This window comes from Sphingomonas sp. AC449 (assembly GCF_979253475.1).
In genome coordinates this window covers 28,209-46,283 of the sequence record NZ_CEEDCZ010000014.1, presented here as the reverse complement: position 1 = coordinate 46,283, position 18,075 = coordinate 28,209, and the positions used below count along the sequence as shown (strand labels likewise).

19 protein-coding genes are annotated in these 18,075 nt (G+C 69.6%); 12 read left to right on the top strand and 7 right to left on the bottom strand.

All coding sequences use genetic code 11. The annotated features are described in order from the left end of the window. Nucleotides 1-67 precede the first annotated feature (67 nt). The 4 genes from AC0CH3_RS16580 (at nt 68) to phbB (ending at nt 5,961) form a co-directional block, all read left to right on the top strand. Nucleotides 68-1,756, top strand: a complete 1,689-nt coding sequence (locus AC0CH3_RS16580) for a class I adenylate-forming enzyme family protein (RefSeq protein WP_465238082.1) — start codon at nt 68-70, stop codon at nt 1,754-1,756. Nucleotides 1,757-1,990: 234 nt separating this feature from the next. Then, nucleotides 1,991-4,198, top strand: a complete 2,208-nt coding sequence (locus AC0CH3_RS16575; RefSeq protein ID WP_354301087.1) for a xanthine dehydrogenase family protein molybdopterin-binding subunit — start codon at nt 1,991-1,993, stop codon at nt 4,196-4,198. Continuing rightward, nucleotides 4,195-5,202: a ferrochelatase gene (gene hemH / locus AC0CH3_RS16570; RefSeq protein WP_056017676.1), complete on the top strand. Its 1,008-nt coding sequence runs from the start codon at nt 4,195-4,197 to the stop codon at nt 5,200-5,202. Before AC0CH3_RS16575 ends, hemH begins: the two co-directional genes overlap by 4 nt. Nucleotides 5,203-5,238: 36 nt before the next feature. Next, nucleotides 5,239-5,961 carry an acetoacetyl-CoA reductase gene (gene phbB, locus AC0CH3_RS16565; RefSeq protein ID WP_056017673.1) on the top strand — a complete coding sequence of 241 codons (723 nt, stop codon included), beginning with the start codon at nt 5,239-5,241 and terminating at the stop codon, nt 5,959-5,961. Nucleotides 5,962-6,035: 74 nt separating this feature from the next. Here phbB and AC0CH3_RS16560 read toward each other — a convergent pair whose 3' ends face one another. Together AC0CH3_RS16560 and AC0CH3_RS16555 are read right to left on the bottom strand one after the other, a co-directional pair. Further along, complete coding sequence (locus AC0CH3_RS16560) at nt 6,036-6,350, bottom strand: hypothetical protein (RefSeq protein ID WP_354301090.1); 315 nt, start codon at nt 6,348-6,350, stop codon at nt 6,036-6,038. Between the two features lie 439 nt (nt 6,351-6,789). After that, nucleotides 6,790-7,176 carry a glycine zipper 2TM domain-containing protein gene (locus tag AC0CH3_RS16555; RefSeq protein ID WP_056017667.1) on the bottom strand — a complete coding sequence of 129 codons (387 nt, stop codon included), beginning with the start codon at nt 7,174-7,176 and terminating at the stop codon, nt 6,790-6,792. A gap of 157 nt (nt 7,177-7,333) precedes the next feature. Between AC0CH3_RS16555 and AC0CH3_RS16550 the strand changes: the two genes are divergently transcribed. Beyond that, a complete protein-coding gene (locus AC0CH3_RS16550; RefSeq protein WP_354301092.1) occupies nt 7,334-8,362 on the top strand; it encodes an esterase-like activity of phytase family protein in 1,029 nt (342 codons plus the stop codon). A gap of 93 nt (nt 8,363-8,455) precedes the next feature. On the opposite strand, the gene rpmB is transcribed toward AC0CH3_RS16550, so the two are convergent. Next, complete coding sequence (gene rpmB, locus AC0CH3_RS16545; protein WP_056017665.1) at nt 8,456-8,746, bottom strand: 50S ribosomal protein L28; 291 nt, start codon at nt 8,744-8,746, stop codon at nt 8,456-8,458. 238 nt (nt 8,747-8,984) lie between these two features. Between rpmB and AC0CH3_RS16540 the strand changes: the two genes are divergently transcribed. Both AC0CH3_RS16540 and AC0CH3_RS16535 read left to right on the top strand, forming a co-directional pair. Beyond that, complete coding sequence (locus AC0CH3_RS16540; protein ID WP_056017662.1) at nt 8,985-9,206, top strand: hypothetical protein; 222 nt, start codon at nt 8,985-8,987, stop codon at nt 9,204-9,206. Between the two features lie 72 nt (nt 9,207-9,278). Continuing rightward, a complete protein-coding gene (locus tag AC0CH3_RS16535) occupies nt 9,279-9,710 on the top strand; it encodes a nucleoside deaminase (protein ID WP_354301304.1) in 432 nt (143 codons plus the stop codon). A gap of 581 nt (nt 9,711-10,291) precedes the next feature. Here AC0CH3_RS16535 and AC0CH3_RS16530 read toward each other — a convergent pair. After that, nucleotides 10,292-10,966, bottom strand: a complete 675-nt coding sequence (locus AC0CH3_RS16530) for a YiaD family glycine zipper/OmpA-like lipoprotein (protein WP_056017659.1) — start codon at nt 10,964-10,966, stop codon at nt 10,292-10,294. 140 nt (nt 10,967-11,106) lie between these two features. Between AC0CH3_RS16530 and AC0CH3_RS16525 the strand changes: the two genes are divergently transcribed. Both AC0CH3_RS16525 and AC0CH3_RS16520 read left to right on the top strand, forming a co-directional pair. Continuing rightward, nucleotides 11,107-12,408, top strand: a complete 1,302-nt coding sequence (locus tag AC0CH3_RS16525) for a hemolysin family protein (protein ID WP_056019046.1) — start codon at nt 11,107-11,109, stop codon at nt 12,406-12,408. A 278-nt stretch (nt 12,409-12,686) separates the two neighbouring features. Continuing rightward, a complete protein-coding gene (locus AC0CH3_RS16520) occupies nt 12,687-13,187 on the top strand; it encodes a hypothetical protein (RefSeq protein WP_354301095.1) in 501 nt (166 codons plus the stop codon). A gap of 146 nt (nt 13,188-13,333) precedes the next feature. Here AC0CH3_RS16520 and AC0CH3_RS16515 read toward each other — a convergent pair whose 3' ends face one another. From AC0CH3_RS16515 to purD, 3 genes are all read right to left on the bottom strand, one after another. Then, nucleotides 13,334-13,486 (bottom strand): hypothetical protein, encoded by a 153-nt coding sequence (locus AC0CH3_RS16515; protein ID WP_166746399.1) that lies wholly within the window; start codon nt 13,484-13,486, stop codon nt 13,334-13,336. 62 nt (nt 13,487-13,548) lie between these two features. Beyond that, on the bottom strand, nt 13,549-13,815 hold the full coding sequence (locus AC0CH3_RS16510) for a hypothetical protein (protein WP_465238081.1): 267 nt from the start codon (nt 13,813-13,815) through the stop codon (nt 13,549-13,551). A 121-nt stretch (nt 13,816-13,936) separates the two neighbouring features. Then, nucleotides 13,937-15,208: a phosphoribosylamine--glycine ligase gene (gene purD / locus AC0CH3_RS16505; RefSeq protein WP_465238080.1), complete on the bottom strand. Its 1,272-nt coding sequence runs from the start codon at nt 15,206-15,208 to the stop codon at nt 13,937-13,939. Here purD and xseA point away from each other — a divergent pair. The 3 genes from xseA to AC0CH3_RS16490 are packed head-to-tail and all read left to right on the top strand — an operon-like array spanning nt 15,207 to nt 17,852. Further along, entirely contained in the window at nt 15,207-16,670 is a 1,464-nt protein-coding gene (xseA, locus tag AC0CH3_RS16500; RefSeq protein WP_354301100.1) for an exodeoxyribonuclease VII large subunit, read from the top strand. The two genes, purD and xseA, sit on opposite strands and share 2 nt — an antisense overlap. 17 nt (nt 16,671-16,687) lie before the next feature. Then, nucleotides 16,688-16,888 (top strand): DUF2093 domain-containing protein, encoded by a 201-nt coding sequence (locus AC0CH3_RS16495; RefSeq protein ID WP_056017641.1) that lies wholly within the window; start codon nt 16,688-16,690, stop codon nt 16,886-16,888. Between the two features lie 40 nt (nt 16,889-16,928). After that, entirely contained in the window at nt 16,929-17,852 is a 924-nt protein-coding gene (locus AC0CH3_RS16490) for a M23 family metallopeptidase (RefSeq protein WP_465238079.1), read from the top strand. Nucleotides 17,853-18,075: the final 223 nt, after the last annotated feature.

The window sequence follows — 18,075 nt, the reverse complement described above, 5'->3', positions numbered from 1 at the left end:
AGGCTTTTCCCCGTGCGTTCGCGCCTGCATAAAGGTGGTCAACGATAAGACCAAGTAGGAGAGCGATATGCGGACCGAGCTGGATGCGGCGATGGATTCGACGATGGCCGCGCTGACCGCCGAGGGCGCGCCGCTCGCGCTCGGGTCGGTCGAGCGGTTCGGGGTCACGCTGCCGACGATCGCCGCGGCACCGCCTGCGCTCAGCTATTATTTCGCGCATTATGCCAATGAGCACCGCGATCTGACGTTCCTGGTCGCGGGCGACGAGCGGCTGACGTTCGGCGAGGTGCATGCCGCGGCGACGCGCGTCGCGCGCGCGCTGGTGACGGCGCACGGCGTCGCGAAGGGCGACCGGATCGGCATCGCGATGCGCAATTCGCCGTCGTGGATCGTGCTGTACATGGGCATCGTGATGGCGGGCGGGATCGCCACGCTGCTCAACGGCTGGTGGCAGTCGGAGGAGCTCGAGGCGGCGATCCGCGACGTCGACTGCGGCCTGGTGTTCGCCGACCCGCCGCGCGTCAGGCGGCTCGCGCAGATCGCCGGGCTGAGCGCGCCGGTGGTCGAGATCGACGATACGCAGCCGCTGGCGACCGCGCTTGCCGCGGTCTTCGCCAACGACAATGACGCGGCCGCGCTGCCGATGCTGGCGCCCGACGATCACGCGACGATCCTGTTCACGAGCGGGTCGACGGGGCAATCGAAGGGCGCGGTGTGCGAGCACCGCGCGATCGTGCAGGCGGTGTTCAACTATCTCGGCCAGGCGATGATGATGGTCGGGATCGCGACCGTGCAGGGCAATCCGCCGGTCGGCCAGCCGGTCACGCTGCTGACGATCCCGCTGTTCCACATCACGGGCGAGGTGCCGGTGTTCCTGCAGAGCTTCGCGATGGGGCGCAAATTGGTGCTGATGCCCAAATGGGATGCGCGCGAGGCGATGCGGCTGATCGCGGCGGAGGGCGTGACCTATTTCGTCGGCGTGCCGCTGATGAGCTTCGAGATCCTCAACCATCCCGATCGCGCGAACTACGACCTGTCGACGGTGACCGATTTCGCCGCGGGCGGTGCGCCGCGGCCGGTCGAGCATGTCCGGCGGCTCGGCGAGGAGATGGGCGGAAGCGCGCCGCTGATCGGGTATGGGCTGACCGAGACGAACGCGGTGGGGACGGGCAACTGGCGGAGCAACTATCTCGCCAAGCCCAATTCGGCGGGGCGGGCGAGCGCGCCGCTGGTCGATCTCGCGATCCTCGACGATGACGGGCGCGCGCAGCCCGCGGGGGTGCGCGGCGAGGTGTGCATCCGCAGCGTGTGCAACTTCACCCGCTACTGGAACCGGCCCGAGGCGACCGCGGCGGCGTTCACCGCGGACGGCTATTTCCGGACGGGCGATATCGGGTTTCTCGACGAGGACGGCTATCTGTTCATCGTCGACCGCAAGAAGGACATCATCATCCGCGGCGGCGAGAACATCTCGTGCCAGGAGGTCGAGGCGGCGTTGTACGAGAACCCCGCGGTGGCGGAGGCGGCGGTGTTCGGGCTGGCGGACGAGCGGTTCGGCGAGGTGCCGGGCGCGGTGGTCGTGCTGCGCGACGGCGAGACGCTGACGCCGGACGATTTGTGCGCGTTCCTCCACCAGCATATCGCGGCGTTCAAGGTGCCGCAGCGGGTGTGGATCGCGGACGCGCCGCTGCCGCGGCTGGGGACGGAGAAGATCGACAAGGTGACGATCCGGGAACGGTATCGCGCGCTCGCCTGAGGTGGTGGGCGCGGGCGGGGTTTGGGGGTGCGGCGGTGTGGCGTTTTGGGGCTCTGGATCCTGACTTTCGTCAGGATGACGGGGTGTGTGGGGTGACGGGGGTGCCTCCTTCTTCCGTCATCCTGACGAAAGTCAGGATCCAGGGTCCGGCAGAATTGCGGTCTGTTCGTCTGCGTCGCCGTAGGGGCGTTGTGGCGGCTTCACCCCGGGGGGGAGACGGGGTAGGGGCGCGGGATGATCAGTCGGCGTGGGATCGTGGCGGGGGGCGGTGCGGGGATCGGGCTGGTCGTCGCCTGGGGGCTGTGGCCGCGCGACTATGCGCCGACGCTCGTCGCCAATCCCGGCGAGACCGCGTTCGGGGCGTGGCTGAAGATCGGCAGCGACGGGCATGTCACGGTCGCGGTACCGCAGGCCGAGCATGGCCAGGGCGCCTATACCGCGCTCGCGCAGATCGTCGCCGACGAGCTGGGCGCGGACTGGCGGACGGTCGGTGTCGAGCCCGCGCCGCTGAACCCGCTTTATGCCAATCCGGTCGGGCTGAACGCGCTGTTCGAGGGGATGCTCGGCGCGATCCCCGATGCGGTCGCGGGCCCGGCGCCGATGCTGACCGGCGGGTCGAGCACGATCCGGATGTTCGAGGAGGCGTGCCGGACCGCGGGCGCGGCGGCGCGCGTGCTGTTATGCAAGGCGGCGGCGCGGCGCTGGGACGCGGACTGGGCGCAGTGCCGGACCGAGGCGGGCTTCGTCGTCGCGGGCGCGCAAAAGCTCCGGTTCGCCGCACTCGCCGAGGAGGCCGCGCGCGAGACGCTGCCCGAACCGCTCGCCTTCGGGGTGCAGGGCGCGGGCAGGCTGGTCGGGACGTCGGTGCCGCGGATCGATACGCCCGCCAAGGTCGACGGATCGGCCAATTTCGCGGGCGACGTGCGGCTGGCGGACATGGTGCATGCCGCGATCCGGCAGGGCCCCGTCGGCGACAGCCGGCTGGTCGGCGTCGACCGCGCCGCCGCCGAACGGATCCGCGGCGTCGTGCAGGTGGTCGAGACGCCGCGCTGGGTCGCGGCGGTCGCGACCACGGGCTGGGCGGCGCAGCGTGCGCTCGACGCGATGCACCCGCGTTTCGCGACTGCGCTCGAGCCGGGTCGCGGCGGGGTGATCGACAGCGCGTCGATCGACCGCGCGCTGACCGCGGCGCTCGATGCGCCCGGGATCGGCATGGCGAAGGCGGGCGACGTCGCGGGGCCGTTGCGCGGCGCGGGCGTGGTGACCGCGGCGTACCGCGTCGCGCTGGGCGTGCATGCCGCGATCGAGACGCGCAGTGCGACCGCGTCGTACCGCGACGGACGGCTCGAACTGTGGGTGCAGACGCAGGCGCCGGGGCTCGCGCGCGCGGCGGCGGCGCGCGCGGCGGGGATCGCCGAGGCGCAGGTCGTGGTGCACCCGATGCCGGTCGGCGGGTCGTTCGGCGCCGCGCTCGAGCACGACGCGGCGGAACAGGCGGCGGTGCTCGCGGTCACGCTCAAGCGCCCGGTCAGCCTTGTCTGGTCGCGCGGCGAGGACCTGCTGCACGACCGCTATCGCCCCGCGGCGGCGGCGCGGATGGCGGCGCGGCTCGCGCCCAACGGCCGGATCCTGGCATGGCGCGCGCAGATCGCGGCGCCGGCGACGGGCGCCGAGCTCGCGCGGCGGATCATGCCGGGCGCGACGACGCGCGCGGCGACGGCGATGGCGCGCGGCGATGCCTATGCGGTCGGCGGCGCGCTGCCGGCCTATGCGATCCCCGCCTATGCGATCGACCACCACGTCGCCGATCTCGGCGTGCCGACCGGGCACCTGCGCGGCGGGGCGCATGGCTATACCGCGTTCTTCACCGAATCGTTCGTCGACGAGCTCGCGCGCGTCGCGGGAACCGAGCCGATGTCGTACCGGATCGGCATGCTGGGCGGCGGCGCGCGGCTGGCGCGGTGCCTGTCGACCGCGGCGTCGCTGGGCGGCTGGGACGGCGGGGTCGCGGGCAGCGGGCAGGGGATCGCCTGCCATGCCTTTCGCGGGAGCTTCATCGCGGTGATGGCGGAGGCGCATCCGGGCGCGGACGGGCGGCCGGTGGTCGAGCGACTCGTCGCGGCGGTCGATTGCGGCGCGCACATCAACCCCGACCTGATCCGCCAGCAGATCGAGGGCGGGCTGATCTTCGGGATGGCGACCGCGCTGGGCGCGGCGACCGGGTTCACGCGCAACCTCGCGGACGCGCGCGGGTTCGCCGACCTCGCGCTGCCGCGGCTGGCGGACACGCCCGACATCACCGTCGAGCTGATCCGCAGCGACGAGGCACCGGGCGGGGTCGGCGAACTGGCGGTGCCGCCGGTCGCCCCCGCGATCGCCAACGCGCTATTCTCGGCAACGGGCTTCCGCATCCGCAATTTGCCTTTAAGACCATCGGCATGATTATGCCCCCCGATCATCCCGCCATCCCCAAGCCCCGGATCGGCGTCCTGCTGATGAACCTCGGCACGCCCGACGGCCCGGACGCGCGGTCGGTCAAACGCTATCTGGGCGAGTTCCTGTCGGATCGCCGCGTGGTCGAGATCCCCGCGATCGCATGGCAGCCGATCCTGCGCGGGATCATCCTCAACACGCGGCCCAAGAAATCGGCGCACGCCTATGGCCAGGTGTGGCGCGAGGACGGATCGCCGCTCGCCGCGATCACGCGGTTGCAGGCGACCGCGCTCAAGGACGCGTTCGGGCCCGAGGTGCTGGTCGACTGGGCGATGCGCTATGGAAATCCGGCGATCGCCGACCGGCTCGCCGCGATGAAGGCGGCGGGATGCGAGCGCATCCTGCTCGCGCCGCTATACCCGCAATATTGCGCGGCGACGACCGCGACCGCGAACGACAAGGCGTTTGCGTATCTGGCGGGGCTGCGCTGGCAGCCCGCGATCCGGACGCTGCCGCCTTATTATGACGATTCGCTGTACATCGATGCGCTCGCCGAGGATCTCGAGACCTCGCTCGCCGCGCTCGACTTCACCCCCGACGCGATCGTCGCGAGCTTTCACGGGATGCCCAAGCGGACGCTGCAGCTCGGCGATCCCTATCACTGCCATTGCCAGAAGACCGCGCGGCTGCTGTCGGAGAAGACCGGACGCGACCTGACGATCGCGTTCCAGTCGCGGTTCGGGCCGCAGAAATGGCTGGGGCCAGCGACCGACGAGACGCTCGTCGCGCTCGCACAGGCGGGCAAGACCAAGGTCGCGATCTTCGCACCGGGCTTTTCGGCGGACTGCCTCGAGACGCTCGAGGAGCTGTCGATTCGCGGGCGCGAGAGCTTCGAGGAGGCCGGGGGGACGCATTTTGCGTATCTGCCGTGCCTCAACGACGGGCCGGCGGGACTTGCGATGCTGCGCGCGCTGCTTGCACGCGAGCTTGAAGGTTGGGTCGCACGCGGTTAGCCTCGCCACGACTGTAAAAAAAGACAGGAGAGAAGCATGGCACGCGTGGCAATCGTAACCGGAGGCACGCGCGGCATAGGCGAGGCGATCAGCCTCGCGTTGCAGGACATGGGCATCGAGGTCGCCGCGAACTATGCGGGCAATGACGAGCGCGCGCAGGCCTTTTCCGAGCGCACCGGGATCGCGGTGTATAAATGGGATGTCGGCGACTACGACGCCTGCCAGGCGGGCTGCGCGAAGGTCGCGGCGGATCTGGGCGAGGTCGACATCGTCGTCAACAACGCGGGAATCACGCGCGACGGCACGATCCTGAAGCTGAGCCACGACGACTGGAAGGCGGTGATCGACACCAATCTGGGCGGCTGTTTCAACATGGCCAAGGCGGTGTTCCCGGGCATGCGGACGCGCAAATGGGGACGGATCGTCAATATCGGCTCGATCAACGGGCAGGCCGGGCAATATGGCCAGGTCAATTATGCCGCGGCGAAGTCGGGGATCCACGGCTTCACCAAGGCGCTGGCGCAGGAGGGTGCGCGCGCGGGCGTGACCGTCAACGCGATCGCGCCGGGCTATATCGACACCGACATGGTGGCGGCGGTGCCCGCGGACGTGCTCGAGAAGATCGTCGCCAAGATCCCGGTCGGCCGCCTCGGCCAGGCGAGCGAGATCGCACGCGGCGTCGCGTTCCTGTGTTCGGAAGAGGGCGGGTTCGTGACGGGCTCGACGCTGAGCATCAATGGCGGGCAGCATATGTACTGACGGGCGAGCGGCGGGTGCGGGGCACCCGTCGGTCGACTGGCCGGGGACGGTGGCCCGGGCTCTCCTGACGTCCGTCAGGATGACGTGGGTGGGGCCGTGTCGGGGCGAAAGCCGAAATAGGCGTGGCGGTAGGCGTCGAGCGCGGTGCCGATGCACCGGACCGCGGGGGACGATTCGGCATCGCCGTCGTCGCCGGCGCGCAGCGTGAATTCGGCGCTCGGCAGGCCGGTCCGGCCGGGGTGGAATTTGCTGCGGACCGCGCCGCACTGCGCGGCGATCCGCGCGACCGCACGCGCGGTGAGGACGGGCTTTTCGCCTCGTCGGTCGGCCGCGCAGCCGGCGAGGATCGGGAGCATCGACAGGCTGGCGAGGAGGAGCGTGCGGGTCACGGGCGTCTCCGGGTGCTGGACGGTTGCAGCGTAGGACGGACGGTGTGGTTGCGGAAGCGTCGATGCGCGGTTGGGACGGTGGGTGGTATCCTGGATCCTGACTTTCGTCAGGATGACGGGGGGGTGGGGAGCCGTTACGTTCATCACATCACGCCGTCATCCTGACGAAGGTCAGGATCCAGAGCCGCGGGCGTTGCGGGTGGTGGCCGGGGTCCCGACTTTCGTCGGGATGACGGGAGGGGATGACGGGAGGGTTGGGCTTAGGCAGGCCTGGCGTCGGTCGGGTTCGTGCGGGCCTCATTCGCCGGGCCATTGAGGGGAGCGTGCGCAGCGCGCGCTGCCCCCTGGACGAACAAGAGGCCGGATTCCTTGCGGAAACCGGCCTCTGCCCTCGATACGCTACGCGAGGGAACTGGGGAACTGGGCGCCTGCGCCGCGGTTAGCGGCGGCAGTAGCGGGGGTTGTCCGACTTATCGATCGCGTTGCCGGCGAGACCGCCACCCGCGGCGCCGAGCAGCGCGCCGATCGTGCCGTTGCCGCGACCGGCGACCGTGTGGCCGAGCAGGCCGCCCGCGAGCGCGCCGACGATCGTGCCGCCGGTGTTGTCGCAGCCGCGACGGTTGTTGCGGTCGTTGCGGTAATTGTAGCGACGGTCGTTGCCGCGATATTCGCGACGGTCATAGCCGCGGCGGTCGTAGCCGCGGTCATAGCCCCGGCCGTCATAGCCGCGATCATAGCCGTAGCGCTGCGCCTCGGCAGCAACCGGCACCAGGGTCGAGGCGCCCATTGCGAGCGCGCTGAGGGCGAGAGTGAAAGTCTTGAACATCGTGCGTCTCCCATTTGGGACCTCGGGATGCGCGCTGGAGGCGGGCCCTTCGATCCTGATGACAGCCTTATGGTCGAGCCGCATTGAGCCGAGCCTGAATGCGCTCGTTATCAACGGTTCAGGGTTCCGCACCGCGGCACAGCGGGTATGAGGCGGCGTGCACCGCGCCCCGATCATCCTGTTCGTGCTCGTCAGCGTGCAAGCGGTCGTCCCCGCATGGAGCGGCGAATCGCGGTTGCCGCTGCTGCGCGACAAGGCGGAGATGACGGTGACGCGCGTCCCGCTCGACCCGGTCGATCCGACGCGGCGTCGGCTCGGCGGGCTGACCTATCTCGGCGGCGCGGTGCTGCGCAGCCGCGATCCGGCGTTCGGCGGCTATTCGTCGCTGGTGGTCGATCGCGGGCAGGTCACGCTGCTGAGCGACGGCGGCAACATCGTCCGCTTTCGCCTCGACGCCGACTGGCGCCCGCACGCGATCGCGTTCTCAGCGCTGCCCGGCGGGCCGGGACGCGGCTGGTCGAAGCGCGACCGCGACAGCGAATCGCTGACGATCGATCCCGCGACGCAGACCGGCTGGGTCGGGTTCGAGCACTGGAACGCGATCGGACGCTATCGCGCGAGCGGGGACGGCACGCCACTGGTGCGGTTCGACGGGCTGGTGCGGCCGAAGGCGATGGCGGACTGGCCCGACAATGGCGGACCCGAAAGCATGGTCCGGCTGCGCGACGGGCGATTCGTCGTGATCGCCGAGACCGCGCGGCCCCGGCGTGCGGACGGCACGCGCGGCCCCGGGCGGCGCGCGATCCTGTTCCCGGGCGATCCGCTCGCGACTGAGCCGGTCGGCTTTATTTATATGCCGCCGACGGGGTTCAGCCCGGCCGATGTCGCGGCGTTGCCCGACGGGCGGCTGATCGTGCTCAACCGCGCGTTCGCGCCGCCCTTCGCCTTTTCGAACAGCATCAGCGTGATCGAGCGCGGCGCGATTCGCGCGGGCGCGGTCGTGCGCGGGCGCGAGATCGCGCGGCTCGCGGCGCCGCTGGTCCACGACAATTTCGAGGGGATCGCGGTCAGCCTCGAACCGCGTGGCGCGAGCGGCGCGCGCGACACGGTGGTGTGGATCGTGTCCGACGACAACGAGACGGTGCTCGAGCGCACGCTGCTGCTGAAGTTCCGGCTGGAGCGGTAGCGGGCGTAAAGGACGGGCATGAGCCGTACAAACGCCGACGGCCCGCCCTCCGCTGGGGAGGACGGGCCGCTGGAGACGCGGACGTCGTCGCGATTAGGCGGCGGCGGCGATCTTCTTGACGACGTCACGCTTCAGGCGACGCGCCTTGAGCGAGAGCTTGTCGTCGGCGGTCTTGACCAGCCAGTTGTCGAGGCCACCATTATGCTCGACCGAGCGCAGGCCGTGCGTCGAGACGCGCAGGCGCACGCTCTGCTCGAGTGCGTCGGAGATCAGCGTGACGTTCTGCAGGTTGGGCAGGAACGTACGCTTGGTCTTGTTGTTGGCGTGGGACACGTTGTTCCCGACCATCCGGCCTTTGCCGGTCAGTTCGCAAATGCGCGACATCTGTCTACCTATCAAGTGTCGGGAGGAACCCCGGAAAGGCGCGCGGATAGCTGGCACGAGCGCCCGCGTCAACCGATTCACCCGTTTTTGGCGACGGGCCGCGGTGGATGCCGCGTCCGATCGGCAGTCTGACGGCGGGCGAACGGCGCTTGCAACCGGCGGGGCTCGATCGACGTTGTTACGCCATCGAACCGGTCGCCTGCTATCAGGGATGCGGCCTTATATAAGGGGAAGTTCAATGCGTACGCTCTTGTCTCTCGTCGCGATCGCCGCGCTCGTCGTCGTCGCGCTGATGTATTTCGGGATCATCAACATCGACCAGACGCGGTCGGGCGCGATCCAGACGCCCAAGTTCGAGGCCGATGTCGCCAAGGTGCGGCTGGGGACCGAGACCAAGACCGTCGCGGTGCCGACGATTTCGGTCGAGAAGCCCGCCAACAGCCAGGCGCCGGCGAACTGAGTGCGCGCCCCGCCGCTTTACCTTGACGGGGCGGCGGGGCAGGGCGGGACGATGTTCCCGCTCCCCGATCCGATGCGCCGCGCGCTCGATGCGGCGCGCACCGCCGCCGCGGCGGGCGAGGTGCCCGTCGGCGCGGTCGTGATGCTGCGCGGATCGGTGATCGCGACCGCGGCCAATGCGCCGCGGACGCTGTGCGATCCGACCGCGCATGCCGAGATGCTCGCGATTCGCGCGGCGGCGCAGGCGCTGGGGCGCGACCGGCTCGAGGACTGCGACCTGTGGGTGACGCTCGAGCCGTGCGCGATGTGCGCGGGGGCGATCGCGCACGCCCGGATCGCGCGGCTCTATTACGGGGCGGCGGATGCGAAGGGCGGCGCGGTCGAGCACGGGGCGCGGTTCTTCGCGCAGCCGACGTGCCATCACCGGCCGGAGGTCTATGCGGGGATCGGCGAGAGCGAGGCCGCGGCGTTGCTGACGGGGTTTTTCCGGGGGCGGCGTCCGTAGAAGAAGAATGGGTTCGCGCGGAGGCGCGGAGGCGCGGAGATGATGCATCCAGCCCTTCGGTCGGGAGACCCTGACCTTTCGTGCTGCCGGAAGTGATCGGGCGGTCGTTTCGCGACACGCCTATTCTCTCCGCGGCTCCGCGGCTCCGCGTGAACCAAACTTCTTCTGTCTCGTGGCTTGCGCTTGTTCAACCGGCTGACGCCGGGATGCAGGGCCATGTGTGTTTGCGCTTGCGACCCTGGGTCCCGGCTTTCGCCGGGATGACGGGTGTGGGTGGGGGCTTTTAGTCGTTGAGAAGAATTGGTTCACGCGGAGACGCGGAGCCGCGGAGGGGGTGCATCAAGCGCTTCGGTCGGGAGACCCTGACCTTCTGCACTGTCGGAACTGATCGGACGGTCGCTTCGCGACACACTCATTCTCTCCGCGGCTCCGCGCCTCCGCGTGAACCGGACTTCTTCTGTCTTTCCGCCCTTGCCCGTCATCCTGAAGCCAGGCGCGTGTCCGTTCGCGACCCTGGGTCCCGGCTTTCGCCGGGATGACGGGAGGGGGGGATGACGGGCGGGGGGCGGCTGGTGTGGCGGTTAGCGCAGGTCGCTTTGCGTGATCGGGACGATCTTCACTTCGACGCGGCGGTTGGCGGCGCGGCCGGCGTCGGTGTCGTTCGAGGCGATCGGCTGCGTCTTGCCGTAGCCGCGGGTGCCAATGCGCGCGGACTGGACGCCGTGGCTCGACAGATAATCCGCGACCGAGCGTGCGCGGCGTTCGGACAAGGTCTGGTTGTACGCGTCGCTGCCCGTCGAATCGGTGTGGCCGTACACGTCGATATAGGTCTGGTTATACTGGCCGAGCGTCGAGGCGACCTGGTCGAGCGTGCGCTGGAACTGCGGCTGCACGGTCGCGCTGTCATAGGCGAAGGTGATGCCCGACGGGATGTTGAGCACGAGGTCGTCGCCCTGGCGAATCACCTGGACGTCGGTGCCCGCAGTGCGTGCGCGCAGGTCGCGCTCCTGCTTGTCCATGTAGGCGCCGACGCCCGCGCCCGCGAGCCCGCCGATGCCGGCGCCGAGCAGCTTCTCGGTCCGGTCGTTACGCCCGCCGACGATGTCGCCGAGCAGATAGCCGCCGAGCGCGCCGCCGATGCCGCCGAGCGCGGTCTTCGAGATCGTGCGCTGGCCCGTCTCCGGATCGGTCGTGCAGGCCGACGTCGTGACGAGTGCGGCGAGTGCTGCGCCGATGAATAAACCCTTGGCCTTCATGTCTCTGTCCCTTTTGATCATGCCGCAGATAACCCGGCATATTCGGCGATTGTTCCACCTGCGCACTGAACCCCTGATTACGATAAGTGTCGAGACCGGTTGTGAAGCGCGCGATTGTGCGCCAAGAGACGATCGAGCCAATGGCACCGCTTCCCCCCTTCCCCTGGATCGACGTCGCGATCATCCTCGCGCTCGTCGCGTTGAACGGCGTATTCGCGATGAGCGAGCTCGCGATCGTGTCGTCGCGGCGTGCGCGGCTCGACGCGCTGGCGCGGACCGGGCGCAAGGGCGCGAGCGCCGCGCTGCTGCTCGCCGCCGACCCCGGCAAGTTCCTGTCGACCGTGCAGATCGGCATCACGCTGATCGGGATCCTCGCGGGTGCCTATTCAGGTGCGAGTCTCGGCACGCCGACCGCGGCGCGGCTGCAGGCGCTGGGGCTGAGCGCGAGCACCGCCGAGACCACGGGCTTTGCGATCGTGATCGGGCTGACCACCTATGCGTCGCTGATCATCGGCGAGCTGGTGCCCAAACAGTTCGCGCTGCGATCGCCCGAAGTCATCGCCTCGTTCATGGCGTTGCCGATGCGCTGGCTCGCGATCATCACCGCGCCGATCGTGTGGGTGCTCGATTCGACGAGCGCGCTGATCTTCAAGGCGCTGCGCCTCAACCGCGAATCGGAGGAGCATGTCACCGCCGAGGAGCTCCACCTGATCGTCGCCGAGGCGTCCAAGTCGGGCGTGATCGAGGAGCATGAGCGCTCGATCATCTCGGGCGTGGTGCGGCTCGCCGACCGGCCGGTGCGCGAGGTGATGACGCCGCGGACCGATATCGACTGGCTCGACTGCAACTGGGATGCCGACGAGATCCGCGACACGCTGCTCGCGTCGCAGCACACCAGGCTGCCGGTCGGCGACGGGTCGATCGACCGCGTGCGCGGCGTCGTGCAGGCGCGCGACATCGCCGCCGCGCTGTTCCGCGGCGAGCCGCTCGACCTCAACGTGCTGATGCGCAAGGCGCCGGTGGTGATCGACCAGATCGACGCGATGGACGCACTGATCGCGCTGCGCCAGGCGGAGGTGCCGATGGCGCTGATCCATGACGAATACGGGCATTTCGAGGGGATCGTGACCCCCGCCGACCTGCTCGCGGCGATCGCGGGCGAGTTCAAGTCGGATGCCGATCCCGATGATTCACCGTCGGTAGTGGTGCGCGACGACGGCTCGCTGCTGGTCGCGGGCACGATGGCGGCGGATGCGCTGGCCGACCGGCTGGGCATCGACCTGCCCGAGGACCGCGACTACGCGACCGTCGCAGGCCTCGCGCTCGCAGTGTTCCGCCATCTGCCGGGCGAGGGCGAGAGCTTCGTCGAACAGGGGTGGAAGTTCGAGATCGTCGATCTGGACGGGCGACGGATCGACAAGCTGCTCGTCAGCGAGGTTTGAGGCTGGGGGTTGGTGCGAGGCTTGAAGGCCTTGCATTGACGGAAAGCCGCAAAGCGGCCGGTCCGCTAACGCCCACAAGCGGTCGTTCGCCGGAGGCCGCCGGATCCTACATCGGTCCGCCTTCCCATCCGCTGGTTGGCAGCTTATGCAAACTAGTTATGCAGGTGGAGCAAGGCCTCTGGGTTCGATCCGACGAGGCGGAAGATGTGGCGGGGTCTCTTCGGCACGCATTGCGTTGCGTTGGATACTTAGCGGACGATCCCCAGACCTGGAAATGGATGGCGCTCGCACTGCATTCCGCACTTCAAGGCGCGTGCGTCTGCCATCTAACAACCTCCTTTCCTCCTGTCGGTGCCGTGACGCCACGCAATGCGGCCGAGTGGATATCGTTCGCTGAAAAGTCCCGCACCGACCCCGCTGCGGAACCGCCGCGCACGCAACTGATGACGTTGCCCGATCTTCTGAAGGCCGTACGCAAGCCGAATTCGGCGGGCGACCGCGGGAACGGTGCCGGGGTTGCCATTTCCGATAGGGAACTTGTTTGGCTTAGGCGATTCCACGACGAAGTCCGCAACCAGTTCGTGCATTTTGAACCAATGGGATGGGCGCTCGAGGTTTCGGGCATCCCGGAAATCGGTAAGCTCGTTGCACGGATTATCGGCGAAATTTTTGAGATCGGGTACGGCTTCCGTCATCGTGATCCAGCATGGCGGGAAGCGTTTACCGCGGACCTTTGCAGGCTATCCACACTCGACTTGCTCGACAAAGCCGCGGCTTAATCTGCAATTTTCATCCTAGCGAATCCATCCTTGCCTTCCGCTTGCGCCGTGTCCGCTGCGATTGCCACCAGCAGGGTCGAGCGGAACGGCCGCTTCCCACAAACCCAGCCATTCGTAATGCAAAACTCTGACGCGCGGCCCGTGCGTCAGAGTTTGCCGAAGACGGCTTCGAAGCCGGGCTTGTCGCCGGCGGCGAGGAGGCGGGATTGTTCGATCCAGCGGTCGCGGCCCATGCGGCCGGTGAAGGCGCCGAGCTGCGCGTCGATGTTCTGCGCTTCGGTTTCGGACAGCGCGGCCATGTCGCCGACGGTGGTGACGCCCAGCTCGGCGAGGCGGGTCGCGACCTTGGGGCCGAGGCCTTTCAGCAGCGTGACGGGGGCGGCGTCGCGGGGCTGTCGGCGGTTGGCTCAGGCGCGGGTTCGGGCTCGACGCCGGCTTCGCGTGCGTTGGCGATGACGTCGCGCGAGGCCTTTACGCGGCTGCGCTTGGCCTTGATGCCCCAGAGCAGCCCCGCGATCACGAAGAGCGCGAGCACCGCGATGATCGCGAAATGGATCGTCGTCAGCGTGGTGATGCCGTCGGGGAGCAGGCTTTCGCCCGAGGCGGACGTCGCGGAAGTTTCGTTCATTTGCCTGTAGTAGCGGGGTGGATCGGGGTGGGCGAGACTTATTGCGTGGCTAGTGCGCGGCGTTGCGTCCGGGGATGCGCCCCACCCCCAACCCCTCCCCTGAAGGGGAGGGGCTTTTCTGTTACCGCGTGAGTTCGCGCCAGCCTATGTCGCGGCGGTAGAAGCCTTCGGGGAAATCGATCGCCTCGACCGCGTGGTAGGCGTTGGCCTGCGCCGAGGCGAGGTCTTCGCCGGTGGCGGTGACCGCGAGGACGCGGCCGCCCGCGGCGACGAGGCCGCCATCCTCGAGCCGGGTGCCGGCGTGGAAGACGGTGCCGCCCGCCGCGCGCGCCGAATCGAGGCCGATGATCGCGCCGCCTGCCTTTGGCGTGCCGGGATAGCCCTTAGCCGCCATGACGACGGTCAGCGCGGTGGCGGCGCTGAAGCGGGCGGGGGGCAGGTCGGCGAGGCGGCCTTCTGCGACCGCGAGCATGGTCGCGATCAGGTCGCCCTCGAACCGCATCATCAACACCTGAGTCTCGGGATCGCCGAAACGCGCGTTGTATTCGATGAGCTTGGGGCCCTGCGCGGTGAGCATGAGGCCGGCATAGAGGACGCCGCTGAACGGGATCCCGTCCGCCGCCATCGCCGCGACGGTGGGGGCGACGATCTCGTCGAGCGCGCGCTGTTCGAGGTCGGGGGTGAGGACGGGGGCGGGGCTGTACGCGCCCATGCCGCCGGTGTTGAGGCCGGTATCGCCCTCGCCGACGCGCTTGTGATCCTGCGCGGAGCCGAACGGCATCAGCGTGGTGCCGTCGGTGAGCACGAACAGGCTCGCCTCCTCGCCGTCGAGGAATTCCTCGATCACCGCCTCCGCCTCGCCGTCCGCGAACAGCGCGTCGAGCGCGGCATCGGCTTCGGCGCGGGTGAAGGCGATGACGACGCCCTTGCCCGCGGCGAGCCCGTCGGCCTTGATCACCACGGGCAGCGAGAAGGTGCGCGTGAGCGCGACATCGGCGTCGGCGCGGGTCGACACCCGGACATAGCCCGCGGTCGGAATGCCTGCGCGCGCGCACAGATCCTTGGTGAAGCCCTTCGACCCTTCGAGCTGGGCTGCGGCTTTCGACGGACCGAAGACGGGGATGGCGGCGGCGCGCAGGCTGTCGGCGAGGCCGTCGACGAGCGGTGCCTCGGGGCCGATCACGACGAGGCCGATCGCTTTGTCGCGGACGAACGCGACGACCGACGCGTGATCCGTCGCATCGAGACGCACGAGCGTCGCAAGGCTCGCGATGCCGGGGTTGCCCGGCGCGGCATAGAGCGTATCGAGGCCTGGAGAAAAGCTGGCCGATTGCACCAGCTTCCACGCGAGCGCATGTTCGCGGCCCCCCGAGCCCAACAGCAGGACGTTCATGCCCGATCCCTTTTCCGATGACGTCGTGTCCAGCGACATGCTGGCGAGCGATATGGGGCGGCTGGTAGCCGAGCCGGTCGCCGGCGACAACGCACTCGCCATGTCGGTCGGCGAACTCGCGTTCAAGCTCAAGCGGATGGTCGAGGGCGAATTCGGCCATGTCCGCCTGCGCGGCGAGATTTCGGGATGGAAGCGCGTCGCGTCGGGGCATTGCTACATGGCGCTGAAGGACGACCAGGCGGTGATCGACGGCGTGATCTGGAAGGGGAGCGCGGCGCGGCTCGCGTTCGTGCCGCAGGACGGCGTCGAGGTGATCGCGACGGGCAAGCTGACGACCTATCCCGGGCGGTCGAAATACCAGATCGTGATCGACCGGATGGAGCTGGCGGGCGCGGGCGCGCTGATGGCGCTGCTCGAGAAACTGAAGGCGAAGCTGGCGGGCGAGGGGCTGTTCGACGCCGCCGCCAAGAAGCCGCTGCCGTTCATGCCGCAGGTGATCGGCGTGGTCACGTCGGGAACGGGCGCGGTGATCCGCGACATCCTCCACCGGCTCGAGGATCGCTGCCCGACGCATGTCGTCGTCTGGCCGGTCAAGGTCCAGGGCGAGGGATCGGCCGCCGAGATCGCCGCGGCGGTGCGCGGGTTCGATGCGATCGCGCCCGGCGGCCCCGTGCCGCGCCCCGACCTGGTGATCGTCGCGCGCGGCGGCGGGTCGGTCGAGGATCTCTGGTCGTTCAACGAGGAAATCGTCGTCCGCGCGGTCGCCGCCTGCTCGATCCCGATCATCTCCGCGGTGGGCCATGAGACCGACACGACCTTGTGCGACTATGCCGCCGACCTGCGCGCGCCGACGCCGACCGCGGCGGCGGAGATCGCGGTGCCGGTGCTCGCCGACCTGCGTCTCACGATCGACAGCCACCGCAACCGGACCGAGCGGTGCGCGCGGCGCTATGTCGAGCGCGGGCGCGAACAGCTCGCGGCGCTCGCGCGGCATCTTCCCAAGCGCGACCAATTGCTCGGGCCGCAGCGGCAGCGCGCGGACGATTTCGGGCAGCGGCTCGACCGCGGGCTCGAACGCCGGCTGACGATCGCGCGCGGGAGCCTCGACCGGTCGGGCGCGGCGCTGCGTCCGGCGACGCTCGAGCGCAAGCTCGAGGGCGCGCGCGCGCGGCTCGACGCGACGTGGCGGCTGGTCCAGTCGCTCAACCCCGATGCGATCCTCGACCGCGGCTATGCGCGGGTGACCGCGCGCGACGGCGGTGCGACGCTGTCGTCGGCGGGGGCCACGCGCGCGGCGGGGGCGATCGCGCTGCACTTCCGCGACGGCGTGGTCGAGGCGCTGGTCGATGACGGCAGCGCGTCGCCGCGCGCGCCCGCGCCGGCCAGACCCGCCGACGCGCCGCGCGGGCGACCCGCGGCGGTGCGCCCGCCTGCACAGCCGACGCTGTTTCACGACCTGTAAGAGAAGGAAGTCCGATCATGCTGATGTCCAACACCGACCGCGTCGCGCGGCTGCATTATATGGCCAACGGGTTCCGCGTGCTGAACCCGGGCGACCATGTCGTGTGCGCGGTCACCGGCCACCGGATCGCACTCGAGGACCTGCGCTACTGGAGCGTCACGGGGCAGGAGGCCTATGCCACCGCCGCCGCCGCGACCGAGGCGATGGCGCCGCGATGAGCGCGGGGGGGGGCGCCGCGATGACCGCGGGGGCGCCGCGATGACCGCGGTGGCGGGGCGCGCGGGGCGGGCGGCGATGCTGGCGATGCTGCTGGCGACGCCGCCCGCCCCCGCGCAGGTGCCGCCATCCAGACTGGCGCCGGAGGCCGGCACCGCGGGGGCGCCCGCCGAGGCGCAGGCTATGGCGCAGGACGCGGTGTTCCGCTGGACGGGGACGCTGAGCCAGGGCGGGATGATCGTCGGGACCGCGCCGCGCGGGACGCGCACGCTGACGCTCGATTCGCGCCCCGTCGCGGTCGCGCGCGACGGCCGGTTCGTGGTCGGGTTCGACCGCGATGCGCCGCCCGAGGCCGTGCTGGTCGCGACGCTGGCGGATGCGCGCGGCGACGGGAAAACCGTCCGCCAGCCGCTCGCGATCGCGCCGCGCGCGTGGAATATCTCGCGGCTGTCGAGCCTGCCCAAATATCCCGTCCCCGAGGCGCTGTTCACGCGGCTGCGCCCGCCAGAACTCGCGCAGATCGTCGCGGCGCGCGCGCGTGATTCGGTGTCCGACGGGTGGCGGCAGGCGTTCGCATGGCCGGTCACCGGGCGGATCTCGACGCTGTTCGGGTCGCAGCGCCTCTATGCCAATGGCGAGGCGGGGTCCTATCATTCGGGCGTCGACGTCGCGCGCGAGACGGGCGCGGTGGTCGTCGCACCCGCGGACGGCGTCGTGATCCTCGCGGCCGACCACCCGTTCACGCTCGAGGGCAACCTGCTGATGATCGACCACGGCATGGGGCTCAACAGCGCGTTCCTCCACCTGTCGCGGATCGACGTGCGCGTCGGCGACACGGTGCGGCGAGGCCAGCGCGTCGGCGCGGTCGGCAGGACCGGCCGCGCGACCGGACCGCATCTCCACTGGAGCCTGCGCTGGCGTGACGCGAAACTCGATCCGCTGCTCGTCGCTGGTGCGATGCGTTAGGCCGAAAGCCTAATTATTGTGCGTCGCGGCAGGGATTTGCCTCAAAAACAGGCGTGCGTCGGGTGCACTGCACCATTCTTGTGTCATTTTCGCTACAGCAATGCGGGAAAGCTGTATCGGCGATGAATGCTCGCTTTACAGCGTCCGGGCACCGCTTCATCCCATGTCACATGTCTCTTGGGCGCCGCACGACGTGTGCGGTGGAGGGGGCGAAAAGACACCG

Coding starts and splice junctions, on each gene's coding strand:
- AC0CH3_RS16580 (WP_465238082.1), top strand. CDS start 68: ATGCGGACCGAGCTGGATGCGGCGATGGATTCGACGATGGCCGCGCTG.
- AC0CH3_RS16575 (WP_354301087.1), top strand. CDS start 1,991: ATGATCAGTCGGCGTGGGATCGTGGCGGGGGGCGGTGCGGGGATCGGG.
- hemH (WP_056017676.1), top strand. CDS start 4,195: ATGATTATGCCCCCCGATCATCCCGCCATCCCCAAGCCCCGGATCGGC.
- phbB (WP_056017673.1), top strand. CDS start 5,239: ATGGCACGCGTGGCAATCGTAACCGGAGGCACGCGCGGCATAGGCGAG.
- AC0CH3_RS16555 (WP_056017667.1), bottom strand. CDS start 7,176: ATGTTCAAGACTTTCACTCTCGCCCTCAGCGCGCTCGCAATGGGCGCC.
- rpmB (WP_056017665.1), bottom strand. CDS start 8,746: ATGTCGCGCATTTGCGAACTGACCGGCAAAGGCCGGATGGTCGGGAAC.
- AC0CH3_RS16540 (WP_056017662.1), top strand. CDS start 8,985: ATGCGTACGCTCTTGTCTCTCGTCGCGATCGCCGCGCTCGTCGTCGTC.
- AC0CH3_RS16535 (WP_354301304.1), top strand. CDS start 9,279: ATGCGCCGCGCGCTCGATGCGGCGCGCACCGCCGCCGCGGCGGGCGAG.
- AC0CH3_RS16530 (WP_056017659.1), bottom strand. CDS start 10,966: ATGAAGGCCAAGGGTTTATTCATCGGCGCAGCACTCGCCGCACTCGTC.
- AC0CH3_RS16525 (WP_056019046.1), top strand. CDS start 11,107: ATGGCACCGCTTCCCCCCTTCCCCTGGATCGACGTCGCGATCATCCTC.
- AC0CH3_RS16520 (WP_354301095.1), top strand. CDS start 12,687: ATGGCGCTCGCACTGCATTCCGCACTTCAAGGCGCGTGCGTCTGCCAT.
- AC0CH3_RS16515 (WP_166746399.1), bottom strand. CDS start 13,486: ATGGCCGCGCTGTCCGAAACCGAAGCGCAGAACATCGACGCGCAGCTC.
- AC0CH3_RS16510 (WP_465238081.1), bottom strand. CDS start 13,815: ATGAACGAAACTTCCGCGACGTCCGCCTCGGGCGAAAGCCTGCTCCCC.
- xseA (WP_354301100.1), top strand. CDS start 15,207: ATGCCCGATCCCTTTTCCGATGACGTCGTGTCCAGCGACATGCTGGCG.
- purD (WP_465238080.1), bottom strand. CDS start 15,208: ATGAACGTCCTGCTGTTGGGCTCGGGGGGCCGCGAACATGCGCTCGCG.
- AC0CH3_RS16495 (WP_056017641.1), top strand. CDS start 16,688: ATGCTGATGTCCAACACCGACCGCGTCGCGCGGCTGCATTATATGGCC.
- AC0CH3_RS16490 (WP_465238079.1), top strand. CDS start 16,929: ATGACCGCGGTGGCGGGGCGCGCGGGGCGGGCGGCGATGCTGGCGATG.